This window comes from Chryseomicrobium palamuruense (assembly GCF_042649045.1).
Lineage (GTDB): Bacteria > Bacillota > Bacilli > Bacillales_A > Planococcaceae > Chryseomicrobium > Chryseomicrobium palamuruense.
In genome coordinates this window covers 202,037-220,730 of sequence record NZ_JBHSEF010000022.1, presented here as the reverse complement: position 1 = coordinate 220,730, position 18,694 = coordinate 202,037, and the positions used below count along the sequence as shown (strand labels likewise).

Sequence of the window (18,694 nt, the reverse complement as noted above, 5' to 3'; positions counted from 1 at the left end):
CCCATTCGTGATACCACGATCATACCGGGAAGTGCATTCGAAAAATATGCGTTATTTGAATTCGGGCTTACTTTCTTTTGGTTAAAAAATAGGAATTAGGACTTTGCAAATAAGTAGATGCTTAGTATCATAAAAGAAACACTTCGGAAATTAGGTGAACAATATGTCTTCAATTATCGATTCAAATTGGTTTTACTTGTCAACGATGCAATCGATCTCACAACCATTACAAGAACTTTCGAGCAAGGGTGCAACCACTTCAGCGCAATCAATTTTGTTTTCATCGATGCTGAATTCGATTATGAATCCAAACGAGAGTTTGAATTGGGTATCGTTACAAACAGAATCTCGACCGCAACCTCAATTTTGGAGTTCAGTCGCACCAGAAATGAACAACTCGATTGTAAGTACATTGAATTCTTCTATTGGACTAGACACCGCTACGTCTCAGCTTTCCTTCCAAGCAACTTCTCTGTTACAGTTAGAACAGAAATTGGGTGGGAAGCTAGCTGGCACAGCGAAAGACTTCATTGCGGCTGGACAAAAATTTGATTTAAATCCACTTTTTTTGGCATCCATTGCGATGCACGAGACCGGCAATGGAACCTCCAAAGCCATTCGTGAGAAAAATAATGTTGCAGGTATGATGGGACTAAACGGCTTGCGCACTTACGCAACTATGCAAGAAAGTATTGAAGCAATGGCAAGCAATCTGCGTAGAAACTATTTGAATCAAGGTCTCACAACTATTACTCAAATAGGAAACAAGTATGCTCCAGTTGGGGCGTCAAACGATCCGACAGGTCTTAACAATCACTGGGTCTCCGGAGTTAACAAAAAATTAAACTCGTTCATTTGATCAGACTCCTAGAGTTTGGTCTTTTTATTTGAAAAGCTTTGAAATACTAAATAAAAGTTTCTCTTATTTAATCTTTTTCAGAAGAGAATAAATCTGAGAAAATCATGAAGACTTCCGAAGAATCAGTGTGCCTTCGAGACCTCGCATGGGTAGGTAAAGCGCAAGCTTTGAGGAACCTGGAGGAGGCTTAAAGGTGCCCCCTTGGAAAAGCGAAGAGATTTTTCAGGATTTACTATTGAGTTTATGGTCAACCTAAAGGTTTAAAAGAATTATTAACAACAAATAATTTATTCTTTGCATATTCCCCTTCAATTTTCCTAGAAAACGCCGATAGTACATTTAAGAATCATAAAAAGGAGTAGTGCAACCATGGATATTCAGGGAATTACATTCGCAGAGGTCAAACCTGTCAAAGAACCTGTCGGCTCGCCTACAAATGAATTACAATCACAACAGCAGCAACCACAGCAAGATTTACCTTCTAATAAAACAATTCCTTCGCAAGAAGAAGCACAAAATAAAGTTGAAACTATGAATCAATGGATTCAACCACATTCCACAGCATTGAAGTTTCAATATCATGAAAAATTAAATGATTATTATGTTCAAGTAGTGGATAGTATTACGGATGAAGTGGCCCGTGAAATTCCAAGTCGAAAGTTTTTAGACTATTTTGCTGCAGTCGCGGAAAAATTAGGACTTGTCGTAGATGAACGTTACTAAGTGAGGTGAATGATAATGCGAATTACTGGTTTAGGATCAGGAATGGATATTGATTACATGGTCAAAGAAATGATGACCGCTGAACGAATACCAATGGATAAGCTGAGTCAAAAGAAAATTTGGACAGAATGGCAGCAACAAGCCTATCGTGAGTCCAATTTATCCCTTTCAAATTTCCGTACGGCATTTGAAAGTTTACGTTTTAGCCGCTCATTTAATGCGTACAGTGCGACTATATCTGGAGGAGCTGCTACTGCTACAGCAACAAGTACAACAGTTCCTGGAACATATTCGATTGACGTACAATCCCTTGCATCATCTGCAAAAATGCACAGTGCAAGTTCTCTAGTAGAAGGGGATGGCAGTGCGTCTACTGGTGCGTCTCCTTTGGGTATTGATGGAAAAGTAACTATTGAAGATAGCGCTGGTGAAATAGTCGAAATAAATCTAGTTGCTACGGATAAATTAAGTGATGTAGCCTCAAAAATTCAGACTGCAACAGCAGGAACAACGACAGAACTGAGAGCAGGCTTTGATGCGACCACCTCACGATTCTTTATTTCCACCAAAGGAATGGGCGAAAATCAAAACTTTACCATGAAGTTTGATTCTACTGCATTGGGTCAACGTCTTATGGGGGGCGCTGGAACGGACGTTTCGACAACATCAGGTGGAGCTAATGTTACTGCAGCTACTGATGGCAGTTTCCTTTATGATGGAATTCCAGTTACAGGGTTAACAGAGAATAAAGCTACTATTAACGGGTTGAACATTGAACTTAAAAGCATTGGAAATTCAACAGTGTCGATAAGTACAGACACAGAAGCTCCTTTCCAAACAATTAAAAAAGCAATCGAATCCTATAATGAAATGATTGAAAAATTTGAAAAGCAGGTTGTTGAAAAGCACTACAAAGATTTTCCTCCGTTAACAGATGATCAACGTAAAGAACTATCAGAGAGTGAAATTAAACTGTGGGATGAAAAGGCGCGTAGTGGACTTTTACGTTCTGACCCTATTCTACGGGAGACGTTAACAAATCTAAGAAGAGCTTTTGCTGACCCGGTAGAAGGCTTACCAGCTGGAAGTCTCAATACCTTATCAGCTATTGGGATTACAACAGGTAATTTTCGAGAAGGTGGTAAATTAAATATTGACGAAGCCAAGCTACGTCAAGCATTAGCAGAAAAACCAGATGAAGTGATGCAGTTATTTACTAAGAAAACAGCTGGTCAAGGTGTAGCTGAGCGCGTGTATACGGAATTGAATGATAGCATTCGTAAGTTAAGTAATAAAGCAGGTGCACCAACTGCATTAAATGACAATAGTACATTGACACAGAGATTAAAGCAGATGGATACTCAGATTAAGACTTGGCAAAGTCGTTTGGTTAGTATTGAAGATCGTTATTGGAAGCAGTTTTCAGCCATGGAAAAAGCCATGAACCAAATGAATCAACAAAGTTCATGGATTCAACAGAACATGATGGGTGGTATGTAAACAATGACAACCCTAACGCTCGACCCAATCATCGAGCTCACCCAGACGATTAACGCACACTGTGATGACATGAAATCACACCTCACGGATGAAAATTTTCTAGGGGCAATTGAGTTTCTTCAATCACTTCTTGATAAACGTCAAGTCATGATTGATAACTTAGAATCTCGAGATATGAATCAGTTTTCAAAAGACCAGAAAGAACAACTGCTGCAACTCGATATTTCTGCAAGCAAAAAAATAAATGCACTCTTCACAGCAACAGCCGAAAAAATGTCAAACCTACGAAGCCAACAACGTGCTTCAGAAGGCTATAAAGTGAATGCAAACGAACAAGGCTCATTTTTCGATGCCCGGAATTAAATAGGAGGAACTGTCATGAATCAAGCGTATCAAGTCTATCAAACCAATTCTGTTCAGACTGCATCTCCCCAAGAACTTTCTTTAATGCTTTACAATGGATGTTTGAAATTTATGAAACTTGCGAAGAAGGCTTTCGATGAAAAGAATATTGAAGCGAAGCATACGAATTTAACAAAAGCACAAGCTATTATCAATCAGTTCCGGATTACACTGGACATGGACGTAGAACTTTCAAAAGACTTAGATGCTCTTTATGAATTTATTAACGATCAACTCGTCAAAGCAAATATTCAAAACAATTTAGAAGCTCTTCAAGTTGCAGAAGACATGGTGCGTGAGCTTCGTGACACATGGAAACAAATGATGAAGCAGGGAACTGCTCCAGTGAGCGTATAGAAAAGAGGGGTCAACTATGGACCGTACATCATGGATAGGATTTATATTTGCATTCGTCGTACTTATTGGTGGGTTGATTTTAAAAGGATCAAGTCCCACTGTCTTGTTAAACGGTGCAGCCCTCGTCATTATTTTTGCGGGAACAGCAGCGTCCATCATGATCGCTTTCCCAATGAGCGAGATCAAACGATTGCCACAACTTTTCCGCGTCATCTTTAAAGAATCAAAAGAACTAACAGTTCGTGACTTGATTCCATTGTTTTCAGAGTGGACTGTCCTCGCTCGTCGTGAAGGGTTACTTGCTCTTGAAGAACCTTCTGAGCGTTTAGATGATGAATTCTTGAAACGGGGTCTTCGAATGGTTGTTGACGGCGAATCTCAAGAGATGATCCGTAACTTACTTGAAGAAGATATTGCAGCAATGGAAGAACGCCATACGGTTGGAGCAAAGATTTTTAGTCAAGCAGGTACATATGCACCGACACTAGGGGTGCTTGGGGCAGTTATCGGTCTCGTTGCTGCACTTAGTCACTTAGAGGATGTAGCCTTACTTGGAAAATCGATTTCTGCTGCGTTCATTGCGACGCTATTCGGAATTTTCTCGGGCTACGTTCTGTGGCACCCATTTGCAAACAAGTTAAAACAAAAATCAGCTGCGGAAGCACAAATCAAACAAATAATGATTGAAGGAATTCTTGCTGTTCAAGAGGGATTACCTGCACGTGTCGTTGAAGAAAAGCTGAAGACGTATCTACCGTCAAAAGAGCGTAATTTAGAAGCCGTGGGCAAAAAAGGGAAGGCAAAAGGAAAAGCAGGTGAGTCCGTTGAAGCGTAAGAAAAAACATGATGAACATATTGACGAATCGTGGTTGATTCCTTATGCCGATATTCTGACGCTCTTACTCGCTCTATTTATTGTTCTTTTTGCTGCGAGTTCGATTGATGCTCAGAAATTTCAAGCCGTCGCTGATTCTTTCGCTGCAGAGTTGGACGGAGGAACAGGGATACTAGATTCGAATTCTCCGACAGACAGCGAAGACAATGGAACCAACTCTGAACTTCCTTCTATAGTTGATCAAGAGAAAGATACGGAAGAAACAGAATCTGAAACGGAACCAGGTGCCGGTGGTGATTCAGACATAGAAGTAGACGGGGAACAGGCGTGGACTGCAGCAAGAGATCAAAAGGAACTCGAAGAAATGCAACAAGCCTTCCTTAATTATAAGGAAAAAAATAATTTAGAGTCCCGCTTAACAACGGAACTCGACGAAAAAGGCCTCATCATCAAAATTAAAGAAGGCACATTATTCTCTTCTGGAAGTGCGGATTTGAGTGAGCAGGCTGAACAATTTGCACGCGAGATTTCTTTAATGTTTGAGACGGAAATTCCACGTACTATTTTTATCGAAGGACATACAGATAATGTACCAACTAATCCTGAAAAATTCGCATCGAACTGGGAACTTAGTTCAGCGCGTGCCATCAACTTTATGAAAATCATTCTAGAGAATGAAGAATTGGATCCACGTAAATTTAGTGCGACCGGTTACGGAGAATACCGTCCGATTGCATCAAACGATACAGCTGAAGGGAAAAGTGAGAACCGTCGTGTGGAAATCTTGATTTCTCGAATTGCTGAGGAGGGGTTAGAGGAGTGAAACAAATGAAGAAGATACTCATTACGATCGTCGCCACTCTTCTCGTTTTGGCAATTGGGTATTTCGGGTATGGATTTTATACAGATTACCGTGTGAAAGCGCAAGAAGAGAAGCAAGTTGAGGAAATAGGTTTGAAACGGTTAACTACTGACACGGTAACAACAAACTTAGCCTCGAATGAATTCGCAGTTATCCAATTTGCGATTGAAATGGAAGAAGTAAAAGGGCGAGAACATCTCGATCATTACTTACCAGAAGTTCGTGCAGCAATCATTACCACGATGACCAGTTTGAATCGTAATCAAGTAAGTGGTCCGGAAGGATTAAAGTTACTTGAAGACACCATGAAACAAGCAGTGCAGGATATTGTGCCTGATTATCCAGTTTCACGTGTTATGGTAACTGAATTTAAAGTACAATAGATACTCTAAACAAATGACAAAACAAACCGATAATATAGATAAGGTGGTGATAGAAATGAATGTGGACAAAACAGGCAACTCGCCGTATTTACACTCTTACCAGAAGACAGCCAAAATTGAAAAATCAATCCCGTCTACACCGGTGTCGAGTGAAGACCATGTTCAAATCTCGAACCGCGCACAGGAATTGTATCAGCAGACAGCGAAAGAACGTGCACGACAAGAACGTGTGGCTGAAATTAAGTTACAAGTTGAAGAAGGTACGTATCAGGTGAATAGCAAAAAACTCGCTGATGATATGACAAACTTCTGGTTGGGAGGTTCTGCGAAATGAGTCATCCAGCAGAACGATTAATCTCCTCTCAACAACAACTACTTGATTTAGCCAAACGAAAAGAACAAAGTATTATCTCGCGTCATGTAGATAGAATAAATGAATTAAATAAACAAGAAGTACTAATTTTGAAACAAATTAGTCAACTTGAGAAAGAAGGAATTTCGAGTGTTTCCGAGGATCTCCTTCTAAAAAGTCAACAACTACAAGATGAATTGAAACAACAACTTGCATTAAATGAACAATTATTAAAAGATGCACTGCAATTTACCACTCAAATGATCTCCCATTTAACAGGCGATCATCAAAACCCAAACTATTCAAAATCAAATGAGTCAAAGTCAGCAAAATCAATGGCATTTGACAGTAAAGCGTAAAAAGGAGGCATCCAGATGTCGACATTTCATGGTTTAGAGGTAGGACGACGCGGAATTACAACAGCCCAGAACCAAATCAATACAACCGGTCACAACATGACAAACGCCGCAACGCCTGGGTACTCCAGACAAAATGTTTCTGCATCTGCGACAACCCCTCAGTCCGTGTTCACTTCGAGTTCCACTCCTGGTCAACTTGGCACAGGCTTGCTGACAGATGCCATTGTGCGTTTACGTGATCATTTCTTAGACGGTAAGTTCTGGACACAGAACTCCAATACAGGAAGCCTTGAAGCACAGGCACGTACGATGAAAGAGTTAGAGTCTATCGTGAAAACGGCAGGCGAAGGGACACTCCCACAATCCATGCAAGATGTATGGAACGCATGGCAAAATGTTGCGAATAATCCTACGGATGCTGGTGCAAAAAAAATTCTTCAAGAACGTGCAAAGTCCTTTTTGACAACAGCTCAAACAATGGACAAACAGTTTGCTCAAGTTGAAATGGACTTACAATCGAAAGTGGATTTTGCAGTTACGGAAACCAATCAATTGTTGCAGGGAATTCGCGACCTGAATGAAGTGATTCAACGATCGAGCGGAAAAGACAACGATGCGATGGATCAGCGGGATCGACTCATTGATCAGCTTTCTAAGAAAGTTGGGATTGACGTTGTTCGAACGAATAGTGGCATGGTACAGATTTCGTTAAAGACTGCGGATGCATCTGCTACGCCAACTATTTTAGTGAATGGCAGAGACGATATCACACCTATTGTGGATGGTACAGACATCGTATCTGGTGAACTTGCAGGACTTGTGAAAAGCCAAGACGATGTCGCTAATTACCGAGCAGAGTTTCAAGATACAGTGAAAAGCTTTATCGAATCGAATGGCATAGCTAATGATAATAGCCAACTGTTCGTTGGAGATGCTATAAGTTTTGATTTAGATACAATTACCGTGTCTACATCAAAGGCGTTGACGGAACCTACTACTGTTGAATCTGAAAAATACGCGATTCAATCTAAATGGCAATCAACAGTTGCGAATTTAGGGACCAAAGCCAATGGTGTCTACCGTGCACATCAGACAGCAGAGCTTGCAACTACTGGCATCAACAATGACCGACAATCAGTCATGGGGGTTTCCCTTGACGAAGAGATGTCCAACTTAATCAAGTTCCAACATGCATACAATGCAGCAGCTCGAATGGTTTCAACAACCGACCAATTACTTGATACATTAATTAACCGCTTAGGTGCACGTTAAGGAGGCGAATCTCATGCGAATCAGTCATCAAATGTTACATAATCAAACAATCAACCGCATGCAACAAAACGCATCGCGTATGGCAGAGACTTATGAGCAAGCCGCATCTGGTAAAAAAGTTGTCAGAGCTTCCGATTCTCCTCAAGCTGCAGTCGATGCGATGAAACTACACGGTCAGCTTGCAGAAATGGAACAGTTCAAGGCCAACCAAGATAAAGGTGTCTTGTTCATGGATGAACTCGATTCCAAACTACAAAATATGTCATCGATTCTTCAACGAATCAATGAACTTGGAATCCAAGCAAACTCCGATGTCCTATTCAATGGAGAACGCGATTTGCTTAATAAAGAACTTGGAGAATTGACGGAGGAATTGAAGTCCATAGCGAGTCACTCCATTCAAGGTGAATTTTTATTTACTGGCTCAGCTGCAACTGGGCTGGCACCTGGTCAAGAAACATCACCTGCAAAACATATTTTAGCTGCACGAGGTACGGCAGTCGAAGTGAGTATTCCTGCCGAAACAGTGTTTGGACCGAACAATGAATTATTCGATATGCTCAGCACTATGAAAACAGCACTCGATAACAATGAGCATGTTGATTTAGGGGCTATCAAAGAGTCAAGTGATCGTGTAGCTGATGCCCTAGCATTAACAGGCGCTCGAAAGAACCGCCTCGACTCTATTCAAAATCGAATGGAAGACTCAAAGATTGAACAAAAAGCTCTTCTTTCGAAAGTCGAAGATATAGATTTCGCCGAAGTCTTAACCAAATTAAAAAGCGAAGAAGCTGTCTACCAAGCCAGCCTAGCTGCAACAAGCAAACTTTACACCACATCACTCGTAGATTATTTACGATAAATTAACTAAAAAATTACAATGCTGCCTTTCCCTTTAGGGAAGGGTGGTTTTTTTGTTGTATAAGCTTGGGATTGGCATTCACTATGATTATTAAAAAATCGTCAATATCTTATGGTTTTGTAGAGAATCTTGGTAAATGGATAGGTTGAGTACTTCAAATGGACCGGGTAAACCCTCTAAATGGACCTGTCAAAGTAACAGAATGGACCCACCCACTTCACCTCACCTAAATTACTTCCCAAATATGAATTAGTACAAAACTTAGTATACAAAAATGCTATCTTCCTCCAATGAGAAAGATAGCCTAGGTTTATCTATTAATCGTATTAATCAAGCCGCGCATGTCATCCGCAAATGAAAGGGCCCGACTTGTAGACTGAATGAGACGTTGAGTCGCAATCATTTCTGCTGTTTCTGAAGTCAAGTCTACATTTGATTGCTCAATTGCCCCTTGCAAAACAAGATTCGAACGTTGACCGCCAATCAATTGTTCATAACTTCCTTCACCAATCATCGCTGCTTGATTTCCAACAAATTGATATCGAGAGTTTCCACTTTCTACGAGTGTAGAGGGGCGGTCGATACGAGTTAAATCAAGGCTGTATGCTACTGCTGGTTTAGCAGGATTTTTAAAACGACCAATCACAATCCCTTGATCCGTAATTTCTAGGGAAGAAAAGTCGTTATCAAACTGAATGGGTTGTCCAGTCACATCAAGAACTCGGGCCCCACCAGAAGATTGAAGATAATTTCGATCGGTTGTTTGGTCATAATAAATGTCTAAGTTCCCACTTCGGGTAAAATAGGATTCCCCACCAGCTTGCACCGTAAAGTAAATCGACTTTTCCATAAGGGCGATGTCATACGAACGATTCGTCGTCTTAATACTTCCTTGTTCATTGAGCGTCGCTTTACCAGAATTGATAACACCGTTCCCTACTCGAATCCCATTCGGTGTTTGACGTCCTGCTTCGTACCGCCCGGCTTGCATCGTCATTGCATTATTGAGTGCGTCACTGAATAATACATCTTGTCGTTTGTATGCTGTTGTATCCATATTGGATAAGTTATGTGCAATCGTGTCCATCTTATATTGGAGCTGCTTAAGAGAGGATGCAGCCGAATTCAATTGAATCATCTAGTTTCCTCCTACACTCGGCCGATTTCTGTCACTGCTTTTTGCATACTTTGATCATATGCCTGTAGTACTTTCTGGTTCGATTCAAATCCGCGGTATGTGCGGAGCATATCTGTCATGACTTTTGACAAGTCTACATTCGATTGTTCTAGAAATCCTTGCATCAGTAAAGTATCTGCCGCGTTAATTAGAGGGGCATTCGCAGCAAGTTGTGGTGAATTAGCTTCCTCACCTTCATAACGAAGTAAACCAGAACCTTCTTTCACAAGTGATTTTGGATCTGATGTATATCCGATCCATAAGGTAGGACCAGGTTCACCTGCTACCGTCAATCTTCCGCGCCCATCTACTTGAAAGTCCATAGAATTAAGACGAATTGGTTGTTGATTGGAATTAAGTACTTGTTCACCTTGAGCAGTTACTAGAAATCCTTCTTGATTTACTTGAAGTTGCCCATTTTGAGTATAGCGAATATCGCCATTCACGGTTTCAACAGCAAAAACAAGTGCGCCTTTTTGATTAGTCGCTGGGTCTAAGGGTAAGAAGCTACTTTGAAGGGCAAAGTCTGTTGAATTCTTTGTTTCCTTCAAAATTCCTTGCGAAAAGTTTGGAATGGCTTCTTGTGCATAGGTACCGACACTCATCGTTCCGGCAAGGGATCCGGAAAGGCCATTTAAATTTCCATTGCCTAATTTTTCAATTAATTGTTGAGGAAATGAGCGAAATGCTGTAGTATCACTCTTGTAGCCTGGTGTGACAGCATTCGACAAGTTATTCGTTAACACCTGTTGTTGACGATTATAAGCCATCATCCCCGATGTGGCCGCATGAAGACCTCGAAACATACCATACTCTTCCTTTCTCAGAAAAACATACTTATCTTCCCTAAATATTAGCATAATAAACAGGATTAAAGTAGGAATAATTTCTTATTTTTTCAAAAAATAATTCTAAATACCTAATCTATTTTCATAAATCATGTGTTACTATTCTCTTTATATTGTTACAAAACCATTAAATTTCGACAACAAGATTTTGACAAAATACAATTTTATTCGATGTTTTCAGAAAGGATGGGTATTTCTTGGACCTTTTTTCATCGACCATAGGTCAGTTAGAAACCGGATTACAAGCAGCGGCTATGAAACAAAAAGCACATGCTGCCAATATAGCCAATGTCGATACACCTAATTACAAAGCAACGAGAGTTTCCTTTCAAGCAGAACTTGATCAGAGGTTGTCATTTGCTCCTTTGCAAAGTTATAAAACAAATGCCAAACATCTTTCGTTTACGGGAGAATCCAATACCCCCAACATTCGTACCCACACATTGTCGTCAACACAGAGACAACCGAATGGAAATAATGTGGATATGGATCTTGAAATGTCAGAGTTGGCGAAAAATCAATTGTGGTATAACGCGATGACCGAACGTATTAGCGGGAAATTCAACAGTCTTCGCTCAGTCATTAACGAAGGGAAGTAATCGACATGTCTTTGTTTAACGGAATGAATATTAGTGCTTCAGGTCTTACCGTCAATCGCCTGCGTATGGATGTCGTTTCTTCAAATATTGCGAATGCAGAAACCACTCGTGGTTCACTAGAAAATGGGGAATGGATTCCCTACAGGCGTAAAGTCGTAGAGCTGGGAAGTTTTCAACAACAATTAACAACTGCAATGAATGGACAAAAGTCTCCTTTTGCCGGTGTCACAGTGGACCGGATTAAAGGGGACCAAACACCGTTTCAGCAGATTTTTGACCCGGAACATCCAGATGCGGATGAGAATGGGTACATTCAAATGCCAAACGTCGATCCACTAAAAGAAATGGTTGACCTTATGTCAGCGACTCGTTCGTATGAAGCGAACGTGACCGCATTTAATGCATCGAAAAGTATGTTTATGAAAGCGCTCGAGATTGGCAAATAAGGAGGAACGTAAATGAATCCGTTGCAAGGAGTGGCAGCAAATTTTTTGCAGCCTGAATTTATAAAGCCTATAGAACCTAAAGTGGCAGGTGCTGATTTTCAACAGTTCTTATCTCAGTCGATTCAAAAAGTAGATCACGCACAAAAAGCGTCAGATCAACTCACAACAGGACTCGTCACAGGACAAGTCGAAGACGTGCATCAAGTGATGGTAGCTGCACAAAAAGCAAGTCTGTCACTCGAACTCACCATGCAAGTCCGGAACAAAATGATTGAAGCTTATCAAGAAGTCATGCGAATGCAAGTCTAGGTAATGAATGGGCGTGGAACGTAGATGAAGGAACAATTTAATCAAATTCGAATAAAGACAATGGATACTTGGAAGTCAACTCCACGCAAAACGAAACTCATTGCGGGAGGAAGTTTCTTCGCGACACTTCTTCTTTTATGGCTTGTGGTGTTCTTTCTGACACGTACGCCAATGGCTGTTTTATACAACGATTTGACACCAGCAGAAGCAGGAGAAGTGAAAGCGGCGATTGAAGAGCGAGGAATTGCAGTAGAGGTGGCACCAGACGGGACCTCACTAAGCGTACCGCGAGAAGAGGTCAACGAACTGAAGTTGGCACTTGCTGCAGAAGGAATTCCACGAAACGGGAGCGTCAGCTACAACATCTTCAGTGAAAATATGGGGATGGGAATGACCGATCGACATTTCGATGTCGTCGAACGTGACGCGATGCAAACCGAAATCTCCAACTTGATTCGTCAAATTGAAGGTGTACAGAATGCTAATGTCATGATCACTCTTCCGAAAGAGTCTATCTGGATCAGTGAAGATACAAAAACGGCAAGTGCTTCAGTTGTTCTTCGCAGTAATCCGGGATTTTACCTTGAGCAGGCACAAGTAAACGGCTTGTATCACTTGATCAGTAAGAGTGTGCCAAACCTTCCGCCGGAAGAGATTGTCATCATGGACCAAAACGGTCAAGTATATGAGGCGCAAAGTGAAGGACAAGCGGACACCACACTTTCGATTTACCAACAACAACGTGAAGTCAAAAAAGGTATAGAAACGGATATTCAGCGTGAAATCCAACAAATGTTGGGCATGCTAGTAGGACAAGACAAAGTCATTGTCTCTGTCACAGCAAGTGTCGATTTCACAACGGAAAAACGTGAAGAAAATTTAGTGGAAGCACCGATTGAAGAAACCAATCAAGGCCTTGATATTAGTGTCGAGCGAATTGTGGAATCGTATACCGGTGAAAATGGGGGAGAAGAAGACGCTACAGGAACGGATGAATCTGAAATTCCAAACTTCCCAGGTGTGGGTGGATCATCCACGAGTGATTCTGAACGAACAGAAGAGCGGATCAACCGTGAGATCAACCGAATCCAGCGCCAGATTGAAAAGAACCCATACATCATTGATGATTTAACCGTCAACGTAGGGATTGAACCCCCGGTTCCAGGTGATGCAACAAGTCTTTCACCTGAACTCATGAACGAAATTCGTTCACTTGTATCCAATATCGTATTAGCGTCACTAAGTTTGAATGATATGCCAGAAGATGAATTGATTGTGGATGACAGAGTGACGGTATTTGCAACCGAGTTCTTAGGGAAACAAGGCTTGGTTGCTGAAGAAGAACCTCTTTCAATCGATCGTTTATTAAGCAATCCATATTTCTACATAATTGCTGGAGCTGCACTACTTGCACTTGTCATCGTGGCATTTATCATCATTGCACGCATGCGCAAACAGAAAGAAGAAGAGTTCTACGATACGATGGAACAAGAGGCTCTCGTTCAGATAGCTGAAAAAGAAGCAGAAGAATTTGCCGTTGAAATGAAAACCAATCCAAAACGTGACGTCATTGAAAATCTGGCCAAGAATCAGCCAGACGATTTTGCGAAATTATTACGTTCATGGATGACAGATAAGTAAAGGAGGGATTCGATGACAGCCATTGCCACTACTACACCGCCTCTACGAGGAATTCAAAAAGCAGCCATCTTAATGGTCGGGCTTGGTCCGGATTCCTCTGCAGAGATTTTTAAGCATCTAAGTGAAGCGGAAATCGATATGTTATCGATTGAAATTGCAAAAGTACGACACTTGAAGAACAGTCAAACGAAAAATGTCATTGATGAATTCTACGAATTGATGATGGCTCAAGACTATATCAACGAGGGCGGGATTGATTACGCGCAAGAAGTACTCGAGAAAGCATTAGGACCAGAAAAAGCAAAAGAAGTAGTTTTACGTATTACTTCGAAAGCACGTCCTAAACCATTCCAATTTGCTCGTAGTGTCGATACGCAGAGTATCTTTGTGGCATTAAAAGATGAGCACCCACAAACAATTGCTGTGGTTTTATCACAACTCGATTCGATTAAAGCTTCTGCTATTTTATCGTTATTGCAAGATCCAAAACGTTCCGAAGTGGCGAAGCGAATTGCGTTATTAACTCCGCCCTCGTATGAGATCGTAGAGGAAATCGAACGGGTTATCGAATCGAAGCTCTCTACGTCATCATCGGGTACGTATAGTGACTATGATGGTGTCGATTCTATTGTTACCCTTCTAAATCAAGTGGAGCGCAGTACAGAGAAGTCAATTCTTGAGAATCTCGAACAGTCGGATCCGTTACTTGTCGCGAAGATTCGCAAAAAGATGTTCGTGTTCGAGAACTTACCGCTTCTTGATGCAAGGTCTTTACAGCGCGTCATGCAGGACGTTACGGACGAGGATCTGGTTCGTGCATTAAAAGTAACAGACGAAGAACTACGTGCCTTGCTTCTTAAGAGTATTTCGACACGTCGAGCTGAAAATATTCTAGAGGAACTTGAAATAACCGGCCCACTCAAACTGAAAGATGTGGAAGAGTCACAAGCGACCATCGTCAACATCGTCCGCCAGCTTGAGCAAGATGGTGAAATTATGATTAGACGCCCAGACGGCGAAGGGGATGACATTATTGAGTAATGTGATCAAAGCTTCAGCAGTAACGGCGATTCCAAAAGCCATCCCAACTCGTATTGTTCGTACTACCGTACACCAATCGGCGGACGAACAAGAAGAGCCTTTGCTAGTTGATAAAATCACACAACTAAGACAACAACATGATGAGCTTGCCAATCAGTTGCAACTTCTCCGAGTCCAACTTGAAGAAGAACGACACGATTACTTACAGGAAAATGCACGGCTTGCGAGTGAGCAAGCAGATGAATTAAAAGTGCAGGCGGTTGAACTGGGTTACCAAGAAGGAAAGCAGAAGGCAGAAGCAGAAGCGGAAGCTTGGTTAGAAGAGCAAACAAATGTGATTCATGCAATTGTCTTATCAGCGACAGAAGATAGGCGTAGGTACTTGCTACAAGCAGAACAAGAACTGATTGAAATAGCAACTGCCATTGCTCGAAAAATCATGACAGATGCCATTCAAGTTCAACCAGATGCGGTCATGCACCTCGTCAAACAACACATCAAGCTTGTTGAAGATGCGCAAGAAGTAACGCTTCAAGTATCTGTTCCGGACTATGAGTATGTTCATGTACGAAAAGAGGAACTTGAAAGCTTGTTGCCACCATTTACACCACTCGTCATCATGCCCGTAAAAGAACTTGTTCCTGGTGATGTGTTGATTCATACCCAAGCGAGCAGGTATGATGCCCGTCTCGATAGTCAGTTAGCCGCAATTAAAGGTCATTTGATGTCGCTAGTTGAGGAGCATACCGATGAACAAGCCGAATCTTGATTTGTATTTGGATGAAATCAAAGCTGTCCAGCCTGTCAGAAAACATGGCAAGGTGACGCAAGTCATCGGTCTCACAGTAGAATCTCTTGGGCCGCATGCAACAATTGGGGAGATTTGCTTGATCTATCCGAGCGAATTCGCAACACCTATTGAAGCGGAAGTTGTGGGGTTTCGGGAAAGCCGGTTAATGCTCATGCCATTTGGTGATTTGTCGCAAATCGGACCAGGATGTCTCGTCGTAGCAACACAACGTTCGTTGCAAATCAAGGTCGGACAAGCATTACTTGGTTCATTTATTGACGGATTTGGTCGTCCGATAGATGCGACAAAGCTGCCGTCCGGTCTAGTTAACATGAAAACAGAGCAAGCACCACCTAGCCCTTTAACAAGGCCACGTATAACTGAACCGCTTGAACTGGGTGTGAAGGCTATCGACGGGCTACTAACCGTCGGAAAAGGTCAAAGGATTGGCCTCTTCGCAGGTAGTGGTGTTGGAAAAAGCACACTTCTTGGAATGATTGCTCGTCAAACAGAAGCTGACATCATTGTGATTGCTCTTATTGGGGAACGTGGAAGAGAAGTGCGCGAGTTCATTGAGCGAGATCTGAGTGATGAAACGAGAAAGAAATCCGTTGTCGTTGCAGTGACTTCCGATCAGTCACCACTGCAACGTATTAAAGGAGCGATGACGGCTACTGCTGTTGCCGAATACTTCCGGGAGCAAGGCAATCAAGTGCTGCTTCTGATGGACTCTGTTACGCGATTTGCAATGGCACAACGGGAACTTGGACTCGCTATTGGTGAACCACCAACGACAAAAGGGTACACACCAAGTGTTTTTACGAAACTTCCGCAGCTTCTCGAAAGGTCTGGTACATCCGCGAAAGGAAGCATAACAGCTATCTATACGGTCTTAGTTGACGGGGATGATTTTAATGAACCGATTTCGGATGCGGTGCGTGGAATCTTAGATGGTCATATCATCTTAAGTCGGAAAATTGCACAAAAAGGATTATTTCCAGCTATCGATATCACAGCTAGTGTTAGCCGTTTGATGGACGATTTGGTCACGCTTGAACATAGAGAAGCGGCCCGGAAGTTTAAACGAATGCTCGCAACTTACCAAGAAGCAGAAGATTTGCTCGCCATTGGTGCCTATAAACCGGGTGGCCAACCAGAACTGGATGAAGCAGTCAACCTGTATCCGTTAATCCGGCAGTTCATCGTACAAGAAAGAGAAGAACCGAATGCTTTTGAACATACTGTTGATCAGTTGATCCGTGAATTTGGAGGGAAGACGACATGACGTTTCACTACAAATATCAACGCATCTTAGATGTGAAAGAAATGGAACAAAAAGCTGTACAGACAGAAGTGTCCCAGGTTAAACAGTCCATTGAACAATCGGAACAAGAAAAATTAAAGTGGCTTCACCACTTGAATGAGCTCGAAGAAAAGAAGTTACTTGAACAACAACAAGGGATACGGGTAGCCGATTTGAAAAACTATATGTATATCGAAGACTATGTAGGCGAACAGATCCAATCGAGTGAACGGGCCCAATTCTTCCTTAATCAGAAAATGTCCAAAGTCGAAAGGCAACTGATGGAAACCTCGATTGAACAAAAGAAGTGGGACCGCTTAAAGGAAACGGCAAAAACCACATTCCTTCATGAAGCAACAAAGCTAGAACAAAAAGTTGCTGACGAAACCAGTACTCTTCGTTATGCACAACCGATACCACGTTAGGAGGTGATTCTTATTCAACTCTCAAAAGCTAGTTTATTATTCGCAGAATTAACAGGTGACAAAGCCGAAACTACAGTACATACAAAGCCGTCATACACCCCGGGATTGTTTCAAAGTTTGTTAACAGGTATGCAAAGTTCAACCGTGCCATCTAGTGAATCTTTCACAGAGACAAAAGCCAACCAGGTTCCTCTCGAAGAAGAGACGGTTGAAACGGCCGAAACTATACGAACGGATTTTGTAGAAACTATGAGTTCTATACCCACAGCGCCAGTGGAAGAAACCTTGAACATGAGTTCTGAACAGCAAGAAAATGCTGAAGTTCATATGAATCAAGACAAATCCGACACATTGAGCGAAAGTCTAGACTCTCAACAAAGTTCCGCATCTATCCCCTTATTCGCTATACGAACGCATTTTGAGGGGGGAGACGGAAGAAAATTCATCTCAACATCTACTCCTATACTATCGACAAAGCAACTCGAAAGTTTAGCAAAATGGTCGGTGAATAAAGGAGGAGAGGGCAGACCTGTTCTTCAAAGTAATTTAAGCCCTGTTCTTGAAACCGGAATGAGCGCTGTTCTAAAAGTAGATTCGAGCCCTGTTCTCGAAAGTGATGTGAACCCTGTTCTAAAAGTAGATTCTAGCACAGGTCTCGAAAGTGATGTGAACCCTGTTCTACAAACAGATTCGAGCCCTGTTCTGAATGAAGAAACAACAACCCTTCTCGATTCAGAAACCAACCCTATTCTTGAAAGTGATTTAAGTCCTGTTTTGAAAGCTGAAACAAGCCCTGTTCTCAAATCACCAATACCAGCTGAACCACAAGTGATAGTTCCACTTCAAGCACCTGAACTACCTAATGAATTTCAGCAGGACAGTGTAGAGAGTTTGGATGTGACGAAGCCGGAATTTGAGAAGTTCCGATTTGAGTTTGCGAGGAATATGGCAGTGCCACTGAGACAAGCAATTGGTGATGGGGGTCAGACGCTCCGGATTCAAGTATTCCCAGAAAATTTAGGGCACATTGATATTGTCGTTTCGATGCAAGACGGGAAGATGCATGCACAGCTCACGGCCTCTTCTACAATTACTAAAGACATTTTAGAGATGCAGTTGCCACAACTTCGTCAGTCTTTACAGGATCAAGGGATTCAAGTAGACCAACTGGATATAGAGTTGTTTGGTGAAGAAGACTTTGAACGTGAGCGACCAAACTATCAACCAGGTACAGAGCAAAACACTTCTAACAAAGACAATCAACTGGATTGGTCAGATGAAGTAAACGAAGAGATAGAGATTCATGATGAAGACACGTCTCGAGCAGTGGATTACAGCGTTTAGGAGGC

The 18,694-nt window shown here is 41.8% G+C and carries 23 protein-coding genes; 21 read left to right on the top strand and 2 right to left on the bottom strand.

Going from position 1 to position 18,694, the window contains the following annotated elements:
- Positions 1-163: 163 nt before the first annotated feature.
- The 12 genes from ACFO0S_RS09520 (at position 164) to ACFO0S_RS09465 (ending at position 8,766) form a co-directional block, all read left to right on the top strand.
- Positions 164-859, top strand: coding sequence for a glucosaminidase domain-containing protein (locus ACFO0S_RS09520; protein ID WP_378141713.1), 696 nt, complete (start codon positions 164-166; stop codon positions 857-859).
- A gap of 369 nt (positions 860-1,228) precedes the next feature.
- Positions 1,229-1,582 carry a flagellar protein FlaG gene (locus ACFO0S_RS09515; protein ID WP_378141710.1) on the top strand — a complete coding sequence of 118 codons (354 nt, stop codon included), beginning with the start codon at positions 1,229-1,231 and terminating at the stop codon, positions 1,580-1,582.
- A gap of 15 nt (positions 1,583-1,597) precedes the next feature.
- Positions 1,598-3,082: a flagellar filament capping protein FliD gene (gene fliD / locus ACFO0S_RS09510; RefSeq protein ID WP_378141708.1), complete on the top strand. Its 1,485-nt coding sequence runs from the start codon at positions 1,598-1,600 to the stop codon at positions 3,080-3,082.
- Between the two features lie 3 nt (positions 3,083-3,085).
- Positions 3,086-3,445, top strand: coding sequence for a hypothetical protein (locus ACFO0S_RS09505; protein ID WP_378141707.1), 360 nt, complete (start codon positions 3,086-3,088; stop codon positions 3,443-3,445).
- 15 nt (positions 3,446-3,460) lie between these two features.
- On the top strand, positions 3,461-3,841 hold the full coding sequence (fliS, locus tag ACFO0S_RS09500; RefSeq protein WP_378141705.1) for a flagellar export chaperone FliS: 381 nt from the start codon (positions 3,461-3,463) through the stop codon (positions 3,839-3,841).
- Positions 3,842-3,857: 16 nt separating this feature from the next.
- Complete coding sequence (gene motA, locus ACFO0S_RS09495; protein ID WP_378141703.1) at positions 3,858-4,676, top strand: flagellar motor stator protein MotA; 819 nt, start codon at positions 3,858-3,860, stop codon at positions 4,674-4,676.
- Positions 4,657-5,499, top strand: a complete 843-nt coding sequence (locus ACFO0S_RS09490; RefSeq protein ID WP_378141701.1) for a flagellar motor protein MotB — start codon at positions 4,657-4,659, stop codon at positions 5,497-5,499. Before motA ends, ACFO0S_RS09490 begins: the two co-directional genes overlap by 20 nt.
- Positions 5,500-5,504: 5 nt before the next feature.
- Positions 5,505-5,921 carry a flagellar basal body-associated FliL family protein gene (locus ACFO0S_RS09485; RefSeq protein ID WP_378141698.1) on the top strand — a complete coding sequence of 139 codons (417 nt, stop codon included), beginning with the start codon at positions 5,505-5,507 and terminating at the stop codon, positions 5,919-5,921.
- Between the two features lie 55 nt (positions 5,922-5,976).
- Complete coding sequence (gene flgM, locus ACFO0S_RS09480; RefSeq protein WP_378141696.1) at positions 5,977-6,255, top strand: flagellar biosynthesis anti-sigma factor FlgM; 279 nt, start codon at positions 5,977-5,979, stop codon at positions 6,253-6,255.
- Positions 6,252-6,632 carry a hypothetical protein gene (locus ACFO0S_RS09475; protein WP_378141693.1) on the top strand — a complete coding sequence of 127 codons (381 nt, stop codon included), beginning with the start codon at positions 6,252-6,254 and terminating at the stop codon, positions 6,630-6,632. The genes flgM and ACFO0S_RS09475 overlap by 4 nt, the downstream gene beginning before the upstream one ends.
- A 15-nt stretch (positions 6,633-6,647) precedes the next feature.
- Positions 6,648-7,904 (top strand): flagellar hook-associated protein FlgK, encoded by a 1,257-nt coding sequence (gene flgK, locus ACFO0S_RS09470; protein WP_378141690.1) that lies wholly within the window; start codon positions 6,648-6,650, stop codon positions 7,902-7,904.
- Positions 7,905-7,917: 13 nt separating this feature from the next.
- Positions 7,918-8,766 carry a flagellin N-terminal helical domain-containing protein gene (locus ACFO0S_RS09465; RefSeq protein WP_378141689.1) on the top strand — a complete coding sequence of 283 codons (849 nt, stop codon included), beginning with the start codon at positions 7,918-7,920 and terminating at the stop codon, positions 8,764-8,766.
- Positions 8,767-9,076: 310 nt separating this feature from the next.
- Here ACFO0S_RS09465 and ACFO0S_RS09460 read toward each other — a convergent pair whose 3' ends face one another.
- Positions 9,077-9,904, bottom strand: a complete 828-nt coding sequence (locus ACFO0S_RS09460; protein WP_378141687.1) for a flagellar hook-basal body protein — start codon at positions 9,902-9,904, stop codon at positions 9,077-9,079.
- A gap of 11 nt (positions 9,905-9,915) precedes the next feature.
- Entirely contained in the window at positions 9,916-10,749 is an 834-nt protein-coding gene (locus tag ACFO0S_RS09455; RefSeq protein WP_378141686.1) for a flagellar hook-basal body protein, read from the bottom strand.
- A gap of 239 nt (positions 10,750-10,988) precedes the next feature.
- On the opposite strand from ACFO0S_RS09455, the gene flgB reads away from it, so the two are divergent.
- Genes flgB through ACFO0S_RS09410 form a run of 9 tightly spaced genes read left to right on the top strand, consistent with a single transcriptional unit; the run spans position 10,989 to position 18,689 of the window.
- A complete protein-coding gene (flgB, locus tag ACFO0S_RS09450; protein WP_378141685.1) occupies positions 10,989-11,390 on the top strand; it encodes a flagellar basal body rod protein FlgB in 402 nt (133 codons plus the stop codon).
- A gap of 5 nt (positions 11,391-11,395) precedes the next feature.
- Positions 11,396-11,836, top strand: coding sequence for a flagellar basal body rod protein FlgC (gene flgC, locus ACFO0S_RS09445; RefSeq protein ID WP_378141683.1), 441 nt, complete (start codon positions 11,396-11,398; stop codon positions 11,834-11,836).
- A gap of 12 nt (positions 11,837-11,848) precedes the next feature.
- Positions 11,849-12,145: a flagellar hook-basal body complex protein FliE gene (gene fliE, locus ACFO0S_RS09440; RefSeq protein ID WP_378141682.1), complete on the top strand. Its 297-nt coding sequence runs from the start codon at positions 11,849-11,851 to the stop codon at positions 12,143-12,145.
- A 24-nt stretch (positions 12,146-12,169) separates the two neighbouring features.
- Positions 12,170-13,786: a flagellar basal-body MS-ring/collar protein FliF gene (fliF, locus tag ACFO0S_RS09435; RefSeq protein ID WP_378141680.1), complete on the top strand. Its 1,617-nt coding sequence runs from the start codon at positions 12,170-12,172 to the stop codon at positions 13,784-13,786.
- A 12-nt stretch (positions 13,787-13,798) separates the two neighbouring features.
- Positions 13,799-14,827: a flagellar motor switch protein FliG gene (fliG, locus tag ACFO0S_RS09430; RefSeq protein WP_378141679.1), complete on the top strand. Its 1,029-nt coding sequence runs from the start codon at positions 13,799-13,801 to the stop codon at positions 14,825-14,827.
- Position 14,828: 1 nt separating this feature from the next.
- Positions 14,829-15,596, top strand: a complete 768-nt coding sequence (locus ACFO0S_RS09425; protein ID WP_378141730.1) for a FliH/SctL family protein — start codon at positions 14,829-14,831, stop codon at positions 15,594-15,596.
- Complete coding sequence (locus tag ACFO0S_RS09420) at positions 15,577-16,902, top strand: FliI/YscN family ATPase (protein WP_378141677.1); 1,326 nt, start codon at positions 15,577-15,579, stop codon at positions 16,900-16,902. The genes ACFO0S_RS09425 and ACFO0S_RS09420 overlap by 20 nt, the downstream gene beginning before the upstream one ends.
- A complete protein-coding gene (locus ACFO0S_RS09415) occupies positions 16,899-17,345 on the top strand; it encodes a flagellar FliJ family protein (RefSeq protein ID WP_378141676.1) in 447 nt (148 codons plus the stop codon). Before ACFO0S_RS09420 ends, ACFO0S_RS09415 begins: the two co-directional genes overlap by 4 nt.
- Before the next feature lie 3 nt (positions 17,346-17,348).
- Positions 17,349-18,689, top strand: coding sequence for a flagellar hook-length control protein FliK (locus ACFO0S_RS09410; RefSeq protein ID WP_378141674.1), 1,341 nt, complete (start codon positions 17,349-17,351; stop codon positions 18,687-18,689).
- Positions 18,690-18,694: the final 5 nt, after the last annotated feature.